Origin of the sequence: Luteitalea sp. (genome assembly GCA_009377605.1) — a bacterium.
In the GTDB taxonomy this organism is placed as follows: Bacteria; Acidobacteriota; Vicinamibacteria; order Vicinamibacterales; family Vicinamibacteraceae; genus WHTT01.
The window spans coordinates 13,376-28,356 of sequence record WHTT01000079.1; the positions used below are offsets into that span (position 1 = coordinate 13,376).

The 14,981-nt window shown below is 64.8% G+C and carries 12 protein-coding genes; 6 read left to right on the forward strand and 6 right to left on the reverse strand.

Annotated elements, in window-relative coordinates; all coding sequences use genetic code 11:
• Positions 1–84: 84 nt before the first annotated feature.
• Both GEV06_21770 and GEV06_21775 read right to left on the reverse strand, forming a co-directional pair.
• Positions 85–2,382 carry a tetratricopeptide repeat protein gene (locus tag GEV06_21770; GenBank protein ID MPZ20516.1) on the reverse strand — a complete coding sequence of 766 codons (2,298 nt, stop codon included), beginning with the start codon at positions 2,380–2,382 and terminating at the stop codon, positions 85–87.
• Complete coding sequence (locus GEV06_21775) at positions 2,271–3,053, reverse strand: PIG-L family deacetylase (protein ID MPZ20517.1); 783 nt, start codon at positions 3,051–3,053, stop codon at positions 2,271–2,273. The genes GEV06_21770 and GEV06_21775 overlap by 112 nt, the downstream gene beginning before the upstream one ends.
• Positions 3,054–3,100: 47 nt before the next feature.
• Here GEV06_21775 and GEV06_21780 point away from each other — a divergent pair, with 47 nt between their 5' ends.
• Positions 3,101–3,949: a DUF1080 domain-containing protein gene (locus GEV06_21780; GenBank protein MPZ20518.1), complete on the forward strand. Its 849-nt coding sequence runs from the start codon at positions 3,101–3,103 to the stop codon at positions 3,947–3,949.
• On the opposite strand, the gene GEV06_21785 is transcribed toward GEV06_21780, so the two are convergent.
• The 4 genes from GEV06_21785 to GEV06_21800 form a co-directional block, all read right to left on the reverse strand.
• Positions 3,933–5,054 carry a DUF1080 domain-containing protein gene (locus GEV06_21785; GenBank protein MPZ20519.1) on the reverse strand — a complete coding sequence of 374 codons (1,122 nt, stop codon included), beginning with the start codon at positions 5,052–5,054 and terminating at the stop codon, positions 3,933–3,935. The two genes, GEV06_21780 and GEV06_21785, sit on opposite strands and share 17 nt — an antisense overlap.
• On the reverse strand, positions 5,051–6,169 hold the full coding sequence (locus GEV06_21790; GenBank protein ID MPZ20520.1) for a polysaccharide deacetylase family protein: 1,119 nt from the start codon (positions 6,167–6,169) through the stop codon (positions 5,051–5,053). Before GEV06_21790 ends, GEV06_21785 begins: the two co-directional genes overlap by 4 nt.
• Positions 6,170–6,185: 16 nt before the next feature.
• A complete protein-coding gene (locus GEV06_21795) occupies positions 6,186–7,445 on the reverse strand; it encodes a gfo/Idh/MocA family oxidoreductase (protein ID MPZ20521.1) in 1,260 nt (419 codons plus the stop codon).
• 136 nt (positions 7,446–7,581) lie between these two features.
• Positions 7,582–10,824: a hypothetical protein gene (locus GEV06_21800; protein ID MPZ20522.1), complete on the reverse strand. Its 3,243-nt coding sequence runs from the start codon at positions 10,822–10,824 to the stop codon at positions 7,582–7,584.
• Positions 10,825–10,962: 138 nt separating this feature from the next.
• Here GEV06_21800 and GEV06_21805 point away from each other — a divergent pair, with 138 nt between their 5' ends.
• From GEV06_21805 to GEV06_21825, 5 genes are all read left to right on the forward strand, one after another.
• Positions 10,963–12,000 carry a gfo/Idh/MocA family oxidoreductase gene (locus tag GEV06_21805; protein MPZ20523.1) on the forward strand — a complete coding sequence of 346 codons (1,038 nt, stop codon included), beginning with the start codon at positions 10,963–10,965 and terminating at the stop codon, positions 11,998–12,000.
• A 15-nt stretch (positions 12,001–12,015) separates the two neighbouring features.
• Entirely contained in the window at positions 12,016–12,579 is a 564-nt protein-coding gene (locus GEV06_21810) for a hypothetical protein (protein ID MPZ20524.1), read from the forward strand.
• Positions 12,576–13,523 (forward strand): hypothetical protein, encoded by a 948-nt coding sequence (locus GEV06_21815; GenBank protein MPZ20525.1) that lies wholly within the window; start codon positions 12,576–12,578, stop codon positions 13,521–13,523. The genes GEV06_21810 and GEV06_21815 overlap by 4 nt, the downstream gene beginning before the upstream one ends.
• Before the next feature lie 92 nt (positions 13,524–13,615).
• Complete coding sequence (locus tag GEV06_21820) at positions 13,616–14,146, forward strand: azurin (GenBank protein ID MPZ20526.1); 531 nt, start codon at positions 13,616–13,618, stop codon at positions 14,144–14,146.
• 234 nt (positions 14,147–14,380) lie between these two features.
• Positions 14,381–14,981: hypothetical protein (locus GEV06_21825; protein MPZ20527.1), on the forward strand; the 601-nt coding region annotated here is incomplete at its 3' end.

Consider the following 14,981-nt stretch of genomic DNA (forward strand, 5'->3'; position numbering starts at 1 on the left):
GCCCTCGGCGGCGGCGCGCGTGGATATTAGCGGTGTAGCGAGGGGCCCTGGCCGCGCGCTACATCCGAGGTGAAAAGCCGCGCGCTACGGCAGGCCCTCGAGAATCAGCACCGACGGAACCTTCCTGGATTCCTCCAGAAAGCGGCGCTGCAGCTCCCGTGGAACGCCCCTCGGCATGGGCGCGTTGCCCAGCACCAGATCCAGTCGGCCGTCGCCCGTCAGATCACCGGCGTGAAGCGCGAGCCATCGCCCCCACCGGGCCTGCTCGAGCGTGAAGGGGCGGAATCGAAGCGCCCCTCGATTCTCCAGCAGGACGAACGTCTCAGGCGCCTTCGCCCGCCAGTCCGGGAAGAAGGACACCGCCGCCACGTCCAGGCGTCCGTCTCCGGTGAAGTCGCCGGCCACGGCCCTGAGGGCGCCGTACATCGGATAGAAGTACTTCTCGGTGAAGTTCATCCTGCCGTCGTTCAGATAGAGGCGAATCCCGTGGTAGGGCCGCAGCGGAGGATCATCGAGCTCCATGTTGTTGCCGTTGACGGTGACGAGATCCTCGTCCCCGTCGCCGTTGAAGTCGGCAACCAGGAAGTCGTTGTAGCCGAAACCGGGAAACTGCTCGAGCAACTGGCGCGCCCGGAAGCCACCCTTCCCCAGGTTCTCGAAGAGGACCAGCTCCTGCCGTGCCTGTGCCAGCAACACCAACAGGTCCGCGCGGCCGTCTCCCGTGAAGTCGCGGACCTCCACGCGCAGCGCGCCAGAGCGGTCGATCAGCACGTGCTCGCGATAGCGGCCGCCCCCGAGGTTTTCGAACCAGGCGAAGCGGCCCTGGTCGAAGTCTCCAAAGCCGCAAACCACCAGGTCTTCCCTGCCGTTCCCGGTCAGATCGGCAGCAACGGCATACGACGTCCTGAAATAGCCTTCGACGATGCTCCGCGAGACCCTGCCTTGGTCGCGCTCCTCGAACCTCAGGACCTGTCCGCGGCGGCGATCCACGTCGAAGTCTCCAATCAACGTGAGGTCGAAGCCATCGTCGCGCGTCTGCACCGCGACGGGCTGACTCGGCAACGCGATACGCTCCGAGAACCGTCCCTCTCGCGTGAAGAAGCCGAGGCTCGGTGAGTTGCCTTCGCCGACGAGAAGGCGCCCGCGACGTGAATCGATGTGGACCAGCGTGATCAAGTCAGAGCCGGTGTGATCCGACGCGAGCGAGGACACCCGGAACCACTTCGTCCCGTCCCGTGACGCCGGCTTCTCCGCCTGCGCGGGAAGCTCGGACGGCGCCGACGCCATCAGGTAGTGATGGATGGCGTGAAAGTCTTCGCGGCTGATCAGCGGCTGCTCGGGAATGTGGGCCTGGCTCACGAGGGTGGCGAACGGCTCGGCTGTCTGGCGAAAGCCCAGATAATTGCCCATCCACACCGAGACGACCGGCCACGTTCGGCGCGGCAGGCCATCCGGCCGTGGTGCCGAGTGGCATTTGGCGCAGTGCGCACGAGTGAGCTCGCGACCGCGCGCCAGCGTCTCTCGAGAAACCGGCGCGTTTGGAGGCGGCAGGCCGAAGGCCTGATGAAACAGGACGTCAGCCTTCTCGTCCTGGCCCTCCGCCCGCAGCACCTGCGACAACTGATACCGCGCATCCGTGGAGGCGGGATCCAACTGCAGCGCGCGTTCCAGGTGCGCCCGGGCAGACCGCAGGTCGCCGGCCATCAGCAGAAGGCGGCCCAACCGGCTGCGGGCGAAGAGGAGCGAGGGCTCGAGCTCGAGCGCCCTCTCGAACGCCTTCCGGGCCTCGGCGAGCTTTCCGAGCTGCTCCAGCGACGCTCCCAGGTTGGCCCATGCGGTGGGGTTGCGCGGCTCGATCTCGAGCAGCCGCCGCAAGGTGCGAACCGAATCGGAGATGCGGCCTTCCGGACCGTAGGCGACTCCCAGCACGCGGAGGAGGTCTGCCTGCTCCCCGAGCCGCTCCCTCGCCTCTTCCAGGATCCTCACCGCCTCTCGGCTTTCCCCGAGGCGAAGGAGCGTCTCGGCCAGAAAGCGGTACGCGGAGACGAAGTCCGGGTTCCGCCGGATCACCTGACGGTAAAGATCTCGCGCCTTCTCGAGCTCACCGGCCTGGCGCCGCGCCTCTGCCTCCCGAAAGAGCTCTTGGTGCCCTTCCTGCGCCTCGAGCCTCATCGCACCGACTGCTGTGGCAGTAGGGCCGGAGCACGTCGTCATGAAGCTGAAGGCGCCCAGCCCCATCAGCCCGAGGCAGCAGAGCCATCGCAACGTCGTCATGGCCGTCGGGCGCGCATATGGGCCTTCAGCGCTTCCTGCAGCCGTGGCGCGCGCGGGTAGCCATGACCAAGGTGCTGACGGAAGCCTTCCGCGTGCGCGACGCCGCATTCCCGGCCGTAGGACGCGGCCCACTGCGTCATACGCTTTATGTACTCGTCGATGCCGTGATGGGCGCGCAGCCATTCCCGCTGCGAGGCGTGGTGGCTCAGCAGACGGCCCTTCTCTTCGATGCGATCGCTGATGTCGACGTAGAACTCCGGCCAGAGGCGTCGTCCCATGGGGTCCGTGCCCTCGACGGGATCCGCGTAATACAGCACGGGCGTCGCCGCTACCGGCTTTGCCGGCGGCACGCGTCTCGTCTGGTACAGCGGTATGGCGGCCGCAAACACCGCCGACCGCACGGTCCGCGACGTCTCTTCGTGATCCACCATGTAGTCAGTGGGCGAATGCGTGATCACGACGTCGGGCGCAAACGTCCTCAGGAGCTCGACGATGGTGCGGACGCTCTCGGCGTTCGCAAACACTTCGGCATCCATCAGGCCCGCACAGGCGTACCAGGCGCCGATGGAATCGGCCGAGGCCTTCGCCTCCGCGTGGCGGATGCGTGAGATCTCTTCCTTGGTCCGCGCCTCGTTCGAGCCGCCGTCGCCCGCCGTCCTGGTGATGATACCGGCGCTCCAGCCTTCGGCCACCAGATGCAGCAAGGTCCCGCCAATCAGGATCTCGACATCATCCGGATGCGCCATGACCGCCAGCACACGAGGATGCGCGTCCGCCATCAGTCTCCCGCCTCGATATGCTACTGTAATCGCTTCGTGTAGAATTCTTGGTCTTGAAAGGTTTTACTAGATACTCACGCTACCGTCCGCCGGTTCTGCTGTCAAGGACCACGAGGATAAACAGTGCGACTGCTCGATGCGTATCTCTTGTCGCAGCGCACACGGAGCGCAAAGGAGTCACTGTGAAGCGAACTGCTGTCTGGCTTGCCGCGGCGTCGTCTGGGCTGGTGATCTGTCTTGGCGGACTTGCCAGTGCGCAGCGCCCAGACAATACGCCGCCGCCTGGCTTCACCGCTCTCTTCAATGGAAAGGACCTCACCGGCTGGCAGGCGCTCCTGGAGCTGCCGGGGCTCAAGTCGGGCGCCGGTCTCGATCCTGCCGAGCCGCTGAAGCTGGCGCCGGCGGAGCGGGCGGCCAAGCAGCGCGAGGCAGACGCGAAGTATCTGCCGCACTGGACGGTGCGCGACGGCGTCCTGCACTACGACGGGAAAGGTCAGAACCTCCGCTCGGTCAAGGACTACGGCGACATCGAGCTCTTCGTCGATTGGCGGATCCCTGCCGAAGGCGACACGGGGACCTATCTGCGCGGCACGCCGCAGATCCAGATCTGGGAGCGGCCGGGCGTGGGCTCTGGTGGGCTCTTCAACAACGAAAAAGGCGCAAGTGATCCGCTGAAGGAGGCGGACCGTCCCGTTGGCGAGTGGAACACGTTCCGCATCTTGAACGAGGGCGATGTCGTGACGGTCTGGTTGAACGGCGAGCTGGTTGTCGACAAGGTGGTCTACGAGAACTATTGGGATCGCAGCAAGCCCCTCCCGGAGACCGGGCCGATCGAGCTGCAGCACCACGGGAATCCGATCGCGTTCAAGAATATCTACGTCAAGGAGCTCGAGTAGCCGAGAGCGGCCGGACTTTCGGCTCGAGATACTCGATGCGGCCGTCGCTGTGGTTCTGAAACCCTAATCTACCCTTGTCGGCGCTCGCCATGCTCCACGACTCGGCGACCTTCCGGCCGTTCACCCAGACAGCGGTATATGGCCCGTCGGAGATCATCCTGAGCTGGCACCACTCCCCGTCCCGGCAGGAAACCTCGCGGGCCGGAACCTGGCCGTAGATGCTGCCGGTGGGGTGCGTCGAGCCGGGCACGTTGTAGATCTGAATCTCCTCGCCGTTCGACGAGGCGTTGCGGCGGTAGAAGATGCCGCCATTCGCATGGCGCGACGTGCGGAAGTAGGTTTGGAACTCGAAGGCCGAGAGCTCCTCCTTCGTGAGCAGTGAGCCGTCGCCGTCGCTGCCGACGATTTTGCCGTCCTCGACCACCCAACGCGCCTCACCGTCGGGGACCCAAGCCTCGAGATCGACCCTGTTGAACAGCGGTCTCCACGGACGATCCGTGTCGGGCAGCTCACGGATCGCGATGTTGCGATACTTCATCTCGAAGCCGAGGTCCTCGAGGCCGATGTAGCCGCGACGCGCCCGCGACCGCAGCGCCTCCGACCTGTCGAGTCTGACGTCCTGGATGAGAACGCCGTTGAGGGTAATCCGCAGCGACGGCCAGTTCATCTGGATCTCGAGCGCATTCCATTTGTGCGGGCCTTTGTTCGCCTGCGCGAGCGGCGGCACGAGATCGTAGAGCGCGCCGGCAGCGCGCACGCCGCCTGGCGAGCGATCGTGCCGCAGGTGCAGCTTGAGCCCGGTGCGCGCGAGATCGCCGTACAGCGGCGCGTGCAGCAGGATGCCGCTCTCGCACCAGCCGGTGACCATGTACTCGAGGCGCAGCACGAAGTTCTCGTACTCGCGATCGGTGCGCAGCCAGCTCGGATGGTTCTGCGGCGCCTTCAGATGGAGAATCCCGTTCTCAGCGACGAAGGCGCCAGCTTTGCCCATCTCGACCCACCCGGCCAGCCGACGCCCGTCGAACAGCGACCGGTCCAGAGACGTGTCGCGCGGCGCCGTTGCCTGAACGAAAAGCGCCGCCGCGAGCATCATCCATGCGATCACTGGAGCTCCAACGTGGTGTTCGGCCGAACCGTCACGTAAAGGCGGCCCTCGTCCCAGCGGACGTATTCCTCGTTCCAGCGATCGGTTGGGCCATCGCCCCGCTCGGCAAGCTTCCGGCCAGACGAGGTGACGGTGGTCCCCGGCGGAGCGTCGAAGGCAAGCGTGAGGCTTCCGTTGTAGATTTTTGTGTCCAAGGTGGTCCGCACGGTGAAGCGTGCATGCCCGCCTCCCGGCGCAGGTGCAGGTGACACCTGCGTGTGCTCGGTCAGCGTGCGATACGCGTAGAGCGGGCCCATCGGCACGTACCAGACGTCGGCGCGCCCGCCAACATGCGCCAGATGGCGCTCGTAGAATCCATCGGGCCCGAAGTCGAGCCACTGCGGGTGCGCGAGAAAGCTGTAGATGCCGCCGTTCGTATAGACCTCGTCGAACTTCGCGTTCAACACGCCGACGTCGACGATCTCGCGGGTCGCCGCCCCGCCGCGCTTCTGCACCACCTGGGTGTAGGCGGCGTTGAAGAAGTCGGTGGCCCACGTCTGCAGATCCGGCACGATGTGTCCATCGTTCGCCTCGTCTGGATAGTTTCGCGCCACGATGTATCCGGCAGCAGAGATCCGCTTGCGAATGAGCTCGTGGTTCGCGCAGTGGCCGCACGGGTAGCACCACGTCCAGACGTACGGCTGCGACGTGTGGCGGAGGATATCGTCGCGGGACCCGCTGACCTCCCCGTCTGTGTACGCGGCCGAGCAGTACTCCACCGTGTCGGGCCGTTGACAGGGATGCGTTCGGGCGTGCGCGCCGATCTCGTGGCCGTTCTCGAACGCACGCTGGAGCCGCGGCCAGAGGCGCCAGACCTGCAGTTGCGTGAAGAACCGCTCCTCGGGCGCCGGCTCCTGCTCCGTGCTCACGAAGACCGTGCTCTTGATGCCGTGCTTGTCCATCGCCTCAATCGCGGCCGGCACGTGCTTCGTCGAGTCGTCGATCGTGTGCGTTACGACGGCACGCGCGTTGTTCAGGTACTTCGTCTTCCCTATCAGACGCACGTCATCGGGAGCACGAGACGCGGGCAGGGCCGCGCCGCACACGAGCAGCAGCACGAGGGAGATCGCCGGCATCCCGACGCGCCGTCGGTCAGAGGGTGTAAGGCTTCCGGAAGTCACGGCTCAAGTATTGACGCGCCTCGCTGTCGCCGATGATGTCCTCGTTCTCGTCGTTCCAGTGGATCCGTCGATCGGTGCGATAGGCGATATTCGCCAGCAAGCCTGGCTTGGTCACCCGGTGCCCGTAGCGGATGTTGCACGTCGTCTCGAGATTCCGGCTCTTGATGGCATCGAGAAACTCCCGGAGGTGCCCCGGCGAGTCTGGAATCGTGGGATCCGGACGCGGGAAGAAGATCGCCTTCTTACCCTCGATCCACACTTCGTGCTCCTCGTAGTTGGCCACGACCGACGCCTCGGTGCCCTCGAACAGGCAGCCGATGCTCCCCATGTGCTCGAATCCGGGCAGGGGCGTGGGGCGGAGGCTGAACATGAACAGCAAATCCGGATAGTCCATGACGACTTCGAGCGTATCAGGCGTCTCGGTCTCATCGTCCAAGAAGAACCGCCCGCCAGCCGCCAGCACGCTGCGCGGCGCCTTCAGATCGAGGGCCCAGACGGCAAGATCGACGATGTGGCACCAGAAGTCGATGAACGTTCCGCCCGAGTAGTCCCAGAACTGCCGGAACGTGCTGTGGCATCGCAGCGGGTGATAGGGCCGCGATGGCGCCGGCCCGAGCCAGAAATCGTAGTCGAGCCCAGGCGGCTTCGTGGCCGCGCGATTCACGCGGCGAGACTCCGTGGACGACGTCTTCCAGCAGTGGACACGCGTGACGCGCCCCAGCTTGCCCGATCGCACGAGCTCGACCACGCGACGATAGTTGGGGAACTCGTTGTGGATGTGATTGCCCATCTGGCTGACGCGCTGGTGCTTCAGCGACGCGTCAGCCATGGCGCGTCCCTCGGCGACGCTGTAGCTCAAGGGCTTCTCGACGAACACGTCCTTCCCCGCCTCGAACGCCCGCACGGTCGGAATGGCGTGCCACTGATCGGGTGTGACGATGACCACGGCGTCGATCTCGGGATCGTCCAACACCTGGCGGTAGTCGCCGAACGTCTTCGGCCGGTTGCGCCGTGTTTTCTCGACCTCGGCGACGGCCTCGTCCAGGTGCGCGCGGTCGACGTCGCAGATTGCGGCGATGCGTGTGTCCGGCTCTTCCAGGAAGCCGCGCAGACGCCCCATGCCCATATTGCCGACGCCAATCATCCCGAGCACGATCTGGTCGCTCGGCGCCGGCCGCTGGCTCGGCCCCCGATACGCGGCGCTCCGGCGGCCGAACGCCCCGAGCGCCATGCCGGCGGCTGTCGAGCCGAGAAAGGCCCGCCGGGAGACGGTTGTTGGTCTTGGCATAATGGCGTCCTCCATCAATCAGCTTTGAGCTCTGAGCCATCAGCTCTGAGCCACCAGCTCATACCTCATAGCTCATAGCTCAGAACGTGAGCCGGGCGCCCAATTGTAGTCTGCGCGCCGGATGCGTATCGGTGACCTGGCCGAACTCATCGTCGCTCATATTGCTCCCCACCGCCGAGAACTGTGTCGTGTTGAACGCGTTGAATGCCTCCACACGCACTTCGAGCTTCGCGGTCCCGCCCAGCGGGAAGAGCTTCGACATCGAGATGTCCCAATTGCTTCTCCCGGGCAACCGCATGAAGTTGCGCGGCGTCGCCGCCAGCGTCCCCGGCGCCGGCATCTCGAAGGCGTCGGTGTTGAACCAGCGATCGACGGTCTGATCCTCGCCCCCCCAATCGCCGACCAGGACCGGCCTCTGGTCCCGTTCTGCCCCGAGTCCCGCCCGATCGACGCCAATCGTGGGCGTGAAGGGATAACCGGTCTCGGCGGTGAAGATGGTGGAGATCGTCCACCCACCGGCAATGGCCCCGAGCAGGTCCCGACGGTCCGCGAGCCATGGGACCTGGTAAATCGCGCTGCCGACGAAGCGATGCGGCGTGTCGAACGACGCGGGCCCCGCGAGGAGGTCAGGCATCTTGTTGTTGTACGCGCTCGCGCCGTAGATGTGGCCGCGGTTGTCGGCATTGTCCCGTGTCCGGGACCACGTGTAGGAGGCCTTCAGTTGCAGGTTCGACTGGACGCGGCCGTCGAGGCCCACCTGCAGGCCGTGATAGTCCGACGCGTAGGTCTGCTCGCGCCATGAGATCTGTCCCCATCCCTGATACGGGCGCAGCGCGTTGGCAGAAAGACTGCCCGCGGGCACGTCAGCGCTCAACGGCCCTTCGTTGAGGTCGCGCGAGCGCATCATGTTTCGGCCGCGCGTCCCCACATAGCCGACCTCGAGCACAACCGACCCGCCGAGCAGTTGCTGGACGTTGACGTTCCACTGGTCCGTATAGGCACTCCGCTGGTCCGGATCGATAGCGCTCAGGTTAATCGGGAACGTGACTTCGTCCGTGGTCCCGCGGCGAGGATCGCTGAGCCTCGTATTCTCCAGCTCCAGCCGCTCCTGAAACGGCGGGTTGGAGGCGATGAGGATGAACGCCCCCAGGATCTCACGACTGTAGTAGCGGCCGTAGCCGCCGCGCAGCGCGGTGCGGCCTGTCCCGAAGATGTCGTACGAGAAGCCAAGCCGGGGCGCGAAGTTCCAGGGCGTGTAGTCCCAGTAGCCGCTCGGATCGACGATGCCGTTCAGGGGATCGCCGCCGGTGGGCGGAATCTCGCCGGTCGGGAGCACGGTGACGGCCGCCTCGGGATCGTAAGCCTCCGGGATAAAGCTTCGATAGCGTCCGTCCGGCTCGGTGGCCGGCCTGAACAGCGAGTAGCGCAGCCCGAGGTTGAGCGTCAAACGGTTCGCCACTTCCCAACTGTCGTCCACGTACGCTTCGAACGCGTGGCGCCGGTTGTCGTTGAAGGACACAGCGCTCGACTCGCTGTAGCTGCCGGCCATCCCCAGGAGGAAGTCGGCGTACGCGTCGCCCGTGAACCGGCCGTCGAAGTCGAACGCGCCGAAGACGTTGGTGTCGGCCGGCTCGAACTTCTTCTCGTACGCGTAATCGAACCCCATCTTGACCGTGTGCGGACCGCGCAGCCAGGTGAGGTGGTTCTTGATGTCGAAGATCGACTGGTAGTTGCTCCAGAACGCCGACGCCGGAAAGCCCTGGTAGTTCGTGAGCTCGATTGCCGGCGCCGGGTTGGGAACCGTCGCGAGGTTCAGGCTGCCAATTGGATAGTTGTCCGCGGTCTGGGGGACCAGCTCCGGAATCTCCAGCCCGAACTGATCGCGGGGGAACAGCGGCGGGAAGTTCATGATCCGATTGTGGCTGCGGGTGAAGCTCGCCTCGTTGAGCAGATTGGGCGTGAAGATCGAATAGAAGTTGATGACGGTGTTGTTGCGCGGGCTCCGGCGGCTGTTGGCGTGGAAATCGAAGCCTGGCGCCGCGTAGCCGTTGACCTTCGCATTCTCGTAGATGTAGCGGCCGAAGATGCGGTGACGCTCGTTGAAGTGATGGTCCACGCGGAGGTTGAGCTGCGGCAGGTCCGACTTCTCCGGCCGGAGCACCGTATGGTTGTTGCTCAGAGTGTCGGAGTAGTTCGTGTCCGGATAGAGGTCGGTGTACGTGCGCGCGAAGGGATCGATGCGATCGGCGGGAATCACGTTGCCGGGAAACGGCGCACCGGTCTGCGGATCGATGATGGCGGCGCCAAGCCCGCTGAAGTCGCCGGTCCTGTACGCCATCTCCGGGAGCTTCGAGGTGGACCGCTCATCGCGGCGTTCCGTGCGTGTCCCGACGAACGCAAAGAAGAAGGTCCGATCGCGTCCGCGATAGAGACCGGGGATGATCACGGGGCCGCCCAGTGTGGCGCCGATGTCGTTCTCACGGAACGGCTCGGTCTCCGGAGAGAAATAGTCCCGCGCCACCAGCTTCTCGTTGCGGTGGTACCACGACGCCGACCCGCTGAACTGATTGCTGCCCGCCTTCGTGATGATGTTGAAGGTGCTCCCGCCTCCGGTGCCGAACTCTGCGCTGTAGTTGCCCCGGATAGCCCGGAACTCGGCGACCGTCTCCTGATTGGGCGCCAGCGGCATGCCCCAGTTTCCGCCGGTATCGATGTTGTATCCCCCATCGATGAGCCAGGAGTTGTGCGTGGGTCGAATCCCGTTCACCGACTGCCACTGGCCGGCGCGCTCGTCGCTGGTGTTGGGCCCCGCGACCCCGGGCATGTCCATGGCCAGCGGCATCACGTTGCGCCCGACCGATGGGAGCGACCGCATGTCGTCGCCGCTCATCAGGCTGCTGGTCGTCCCCGAGGCGGTGTCCACCGCGACGAGATCGGCCTGCACCGTGACCGTCTCTTCGAGATCGCTGGCCTGGAGCACGAAGACCACGCGGCGCTTGTCGTTCACGCGCAGCACGATGTCCGTGACCACGGCCCTGTTGAAACCGTCGAGCTGCGCGGCCCCCTCGTAGGTGCCGTTCGGCAGAGACGGGATCGTATAGCTGCCGGTGTCGTCCGTCACCGCTCGCCAGACGCGGTTGGTCTCGACGCTGCGAAACTGCACCCCGACGCCTGGAATCGCCAATCCGGTGGCGTCCCGAACCACACCGTAGACGCTTGCCGTGACTTCCTGAGCTGCCGCGCGGCTCGTGACACTTGCCGTGGCGAGCGCGCACACCACGAGCCACACGCAGGGCCGAGAACCGTTGCGCGTTCCCATCATGATCCTCCTCACACGAACGCGGGTACGTCGGAGAGCGCAAAGGGCAGGATTCAATCGAATTAATGTAAGCTTTTACAGTAACGGTTCCACAACGTCAAGGGTTTCAGGGAAGGCATCGTTGCAGGAGATCAGGAACACATGAGTCAGCTGAACATTGGCATTGTCGGTCTCGGTTGGGTCGCCGGCGCGCACATCGAGGCGCTGAAGGGGGTCGAGGGCGCGCGCGTGACGGCGATCTGCTCGCGCAGGGAATGGAACGAGCAGGACCTGCAGCGGCGGTTCGGCGTGCCGCTGCGCGCCTACCGGGACCTCGACACCATGCTGAAGGATCCCGCCATCGATATCATCGATATCTGCACGCCACATCCGCTGCATCCGGAACAGGCGATCGCTGCCGCCAAGGCAGGCAAGCACCTCATCATCGAAAAACCACTCGCCCTCGATATCGACGCCGCCAACGCCGTGCGGACGGCCGTTCGCGCGTCGGGCGTCCAGGCGTGCGTTTGTTTCGAGGTCCGCTTCAGCCAGCACGCCCTGGCGATCCGATCCACCCTCGACCAGGGGCTCCTGGGCCAGCTCCACTACGCCGAAGTGGACTACTATCACGGCATCGGGCCTTGGTACGGCCAGTTTTCCTGGAACATCAAGCGCGATTTCGGGGGAAGCAGCCTCCTGACCGCCGGATGCCACGCCCTCGACCTCCTGCTGCACTTCATGGACGCCGACGTGGAGGAAGTGACCAGCTACAGCAACCGCTCCAGGAGCGCCATCTTCGCGCCGTACGAGTACGACACGACCTCGGTGACCCTGTTGAAGTTCAAAGACGGACGACTGGGCAAAGTGGCCTCGGTGACCGATTGTCTCCAACCCTACTACTTTCACATTCATCTGGTCGGGAGTGAGGGCAGCCTCCTGGACAATCGGTTTTATTCGCAGCGGCTCAAGGGGCTCATGAAGGACCGGTGGAGCACGCTGGGAACGCCGCTCGTCGATTCGGGCGACGTGGCCGACCATCCCTATCGGCCACAATTCCAGTCTTTCATCGACAGTCTGACCAAGGGAGTGCCGATGCCCTGGACCGACTTCGAGACGGCCTTCCAATCGCACCGGGTCGTGTTTGCCGCCGATCGCTCTGCGCGCGAGGGTCGCACGGTCGCGCTGTCGGAGCTCGCGTGAGCCTGCGGAGACGACATGATCTCTCGGATCGCATGCTCGTACAGCCACGCGAGACGTCGGCGGCGCGTTGCCACCTCGGCCGCCGTTCTCCTGCTCTTGCTCGTCTCCACGACGGCGACGGGCCAGGAGCCGTCCGCCCGGCGGTTCCGGGCCGGAGCGGCCACCAGCAATATCACGCCGCCTCTCGGTGAGCTCATCGTCGGTGGATGGAGCCCGACACCGGCCACCCACATCCACGACGAGCTGTTCGCGCGCTGCCTCGTGCTCGACGACGGCCAGAGCCGGATTGCCATGGTGTTGGTGGACAACGTGGGCGTTCTCCGCAACGTTCTGGACCACGCCAAACGCTTGGCGTCCACACGGTCGGGACTGCCGGCCGAGCGTATCCTCGTCGCGTCCACCCACACGCATTCCGCGAGCACCGCCCGAGGGACGAACCCGTACGACGAAACGGCGCCACTCGACGACTACCAGACGTTTCTAGCCGGTCGCATTGCCGACGGTATCCAGCGCGCGGTGAACAATCTCGCGCCCGCCCAGATTGGATGGGGGTACGACTTCCCCCGTACGGCCGAATGAGCCTGGTCGCCAATCAAGTCGCGGCGGAGGTCTTTCGAGGCCTGCAGGAAATCGAGTACCACGATCGGGTACCGCTCACCATGATCCAGCGGGTCGCGTCGATTCAGCGGCAGAACGGGGCGAAATACGGCCCCGGGAAGGGCTTGCTCGTCAGCGCGTTCCTGCCGGACGGCTCCCTCGAGGCGGCCTGGATGAATCGGTTGCTGCGGCTCCAGCGTGCGCTCGACGACCGCGGGATGGTTCTGGTGCTGATGTACTTCTATCAGGGCCAGGACGAAACGCTCCGCGGTCCCGACGCGATCCGGCAAGCGGTCATCAAGACCACCGACTGGCTGGTGGAGAACGACTGCCGCAACGTCATCATCGAGATCGCCAACGAGCACGACGTTCAGGGCTGGGACCACGTTCAATGGATCTCCACGCACATGGGCGACCTCATGGAGCTCGCACGCAGCCGGTTCACGCCAGGGTTTCGGCTGCCCATCGGGGCCTCCACCAGTGGGTCGATGAAAGTGTTCGATCAGGTGCGCGACCATGCCGACCTGACGATCATTCATGGGAACGGCCGCTCACCGCAGGAGAAGCGCCGGCGCGTCGCCGAGCTCGCCGCGGATCCAAAGATGCCGGGGCCGATCTTCATGAACGAGGACGACAACGGCAGGGAATCGACGATGGCGAACCTGACCGCCGAAATCGCCAGCGCGGATTCCGTGCGGCGCAGCGGTGGAAGCTGGGGCTATATGCCGTGGCGTCAGGTTCAGATGTACCCGTTTCGGCACTACCTTCCGGCGGATGGCTGGAAGCCAAACGACGATCTTCCCGTGGATCGGCGCGACCAGGCGTATTTCCGGGCGGTCCTCGAGCACATCCGCAAGCTGGTCATCGACCAGGGACCGGGCGAGGGAAGCCGGAAAAAACGTGCAACGAAGAAATCTGTTCGTTGAAGATGAGATTGGTATATAAGGGCCCTGATCCGGGCGCCTACGTGGAAATCCCCGTTTGAGCCGACGTCGATAGGTCGGCCAGGCGATTGGTGATGTGGCGCCCGCGTCTGCAACAATCGAGAGGGCCCCCAATGCACATCACCTCGAATCCACTGTCCCGTGCCTTCCGCCGAGTCATCGTTCTCGGTCTGGTGCTCGCGTCTTCGTTCGTGCCGGTGCGGCTGGCCGCACAGACGGGACCGCGCACAATCGAGATCGTCGGCACAGACGATATGAAATACGACAAGACCACGATCGAGGCGAAGCCGGGTGAGGAAATCCGCATCCGCCTGACCGCGAAAGGCACGATGCCCAAGATCGTCATGGCGCACAACGTCGTCGTCCTGAAGCTCGGCACCGACGCGGCGGCATTCGTGGCTGCGGGCGTTTCGGCGCGGGACACCGACTTCATCGCCCCGGAGAAGAAGGCGGCGGTGATCGCGGCCACACCGCAGGCCGGCAACGGCGAGACGGTCGAGACCACGTTCACGGTGCCGACCGTGCCCGGCGACTATCCGTACGTCTGCACGTTTACCGGTCACTTTGCCGCTGGGATGAAAGGCACGCTGGTGGTCAAGAAATAGGAGGCTTGGACCGTTTCACGACGTTCTTCTCCCTCCTCTCGTCTCAGGGCTCACCTGCTTGGCCAATGGCACGGGCCGTAGGGCGGGGCTGCCCGAGGGTTGCACAAACGGTCGGCTCGCGTGTAAAGTGGGGGCACTTCTCTAGCAGACCCCGATGGGCCCTGTCAAGGCTTGTCAGGGAGCAGGACTTGGCGGAACGCATCGTCGACGGTGACGACGGAGACGAGGTGTGCGATGACGAACGAGCCGAGCATCCGCGGAACAGGGAACAGGTTCCGGCTCGCGGCTGTGCTGGTCGCGGTGTCGGTCTGGCCGGGCGTCGCCTTCGGCGCCTCCTCCATTGCCGGAACCGTCACCTTCGACGGGAAGGCCCCCAAGCTCAGGCCGCTCTCAATGGACGCCGAGCCCGTGTGCGCCAAGACGCACTCGAAGCCCGTGCCGAACGAGATGCTGGTTCTCGGCAAGGGCAACACCATGGGAAACATCATGGTCTGGGTCTCGAAGGGGCTTCCGGCCGGGAAGACCTGGCCCGCTCCCAAGACTCCGGTGGTTATCGATCAGAAAGGCTGTCAGTACGTGCCGCATGTGATGGGGATCATGGTCGGCCAGGCCTACAGGATCCTCAACTCCGACGGCATCCTCCACAACATCCACACGCTTCCCAAGATCAACAAGTCATTCAACAAGGGGATGCCGGCGACGCTCAAGGAGACGACCACGAAGTTCGCCAAGCCGGAGCCGGTCTTCCATATCAAGTGCGATGTCCACCCGTGGATGAGCGCCTACATGGCCGTCTTCACCCATCCCTTCTTCTCGGTGACGAGCACGGACGGGA

What these genes read in the sequence shown, in the direction of transcription:
- GEV06_21770 (MPZ20516.1), bottom strand. Translation starts at nt 2,382, where the DNA reads ATGCGGCGTCGCGCACGCGGAAGGCTTCCGTCAGCACCTTGGTCATGG.
- GEV06_21790 (MPZ20520.1), bottom strand. Translation starts at nt 6,169, where the DNA reads ATGCCGGCGATCTCCCTCGTGCTGCTGCTCGTGTGCGGCGCGGCCCTG.
- GEV06_21795 (MPZ20521.1), bottom strand. Translation starts at nt 7,445, where the DNA reads ATGGCGCTCGGGGCGTTCGGCCGCCGGAGCGCCGCGTATCGGGGGCCG.
- GEV06_21815 (MPZ20525.1), top strand. Translation starts at nt 12,576, where the DNA reads ATGAGCCTGGTCGCCAATCAAGTCGCGGCGGAGGTCTTTCGAGGCCTG.
- GEV06_21810 (MPZ20524.1), top strand. Translation starts at nt 12,016, where the DNA reads ATGATCTCTCGGATCGCATGCTCGTACAGCCACGCGAGACGTCGGCGG.
- GEV06_21775 (MPZ20517.1), bottom strand. Translation starts at nt 3,053, where the DNA reads ATGGCGGACGCGCATCCTCGTGTGCTGGCGGTCATGGCGCATCCGGAT.
- GEV06_21800 (MPZ20522.1), bottom strand. Translation starts at nt 10,824, where the DNA reads ATGATGGGAACGCGCAACGGTTCTCGGCCCTGCGTGTGGCTCGTGGTG.
- GEV06_21805 (MPZ20523.1), top strand. Translation starts at nt 10,963, where the DNA reads ATGAGTCAGCTGAACATTGGCATTGTCGGTCTCGGTTGGGTCGCCGGC.
- GEV06_21820 (MPZ20526.1), top strand. Translation starts at nt 13,616, where the DNA reads ATGTGGCGCCCGCGTCTGCAACAATCGAGAGGGCCCCCAATGCACATC.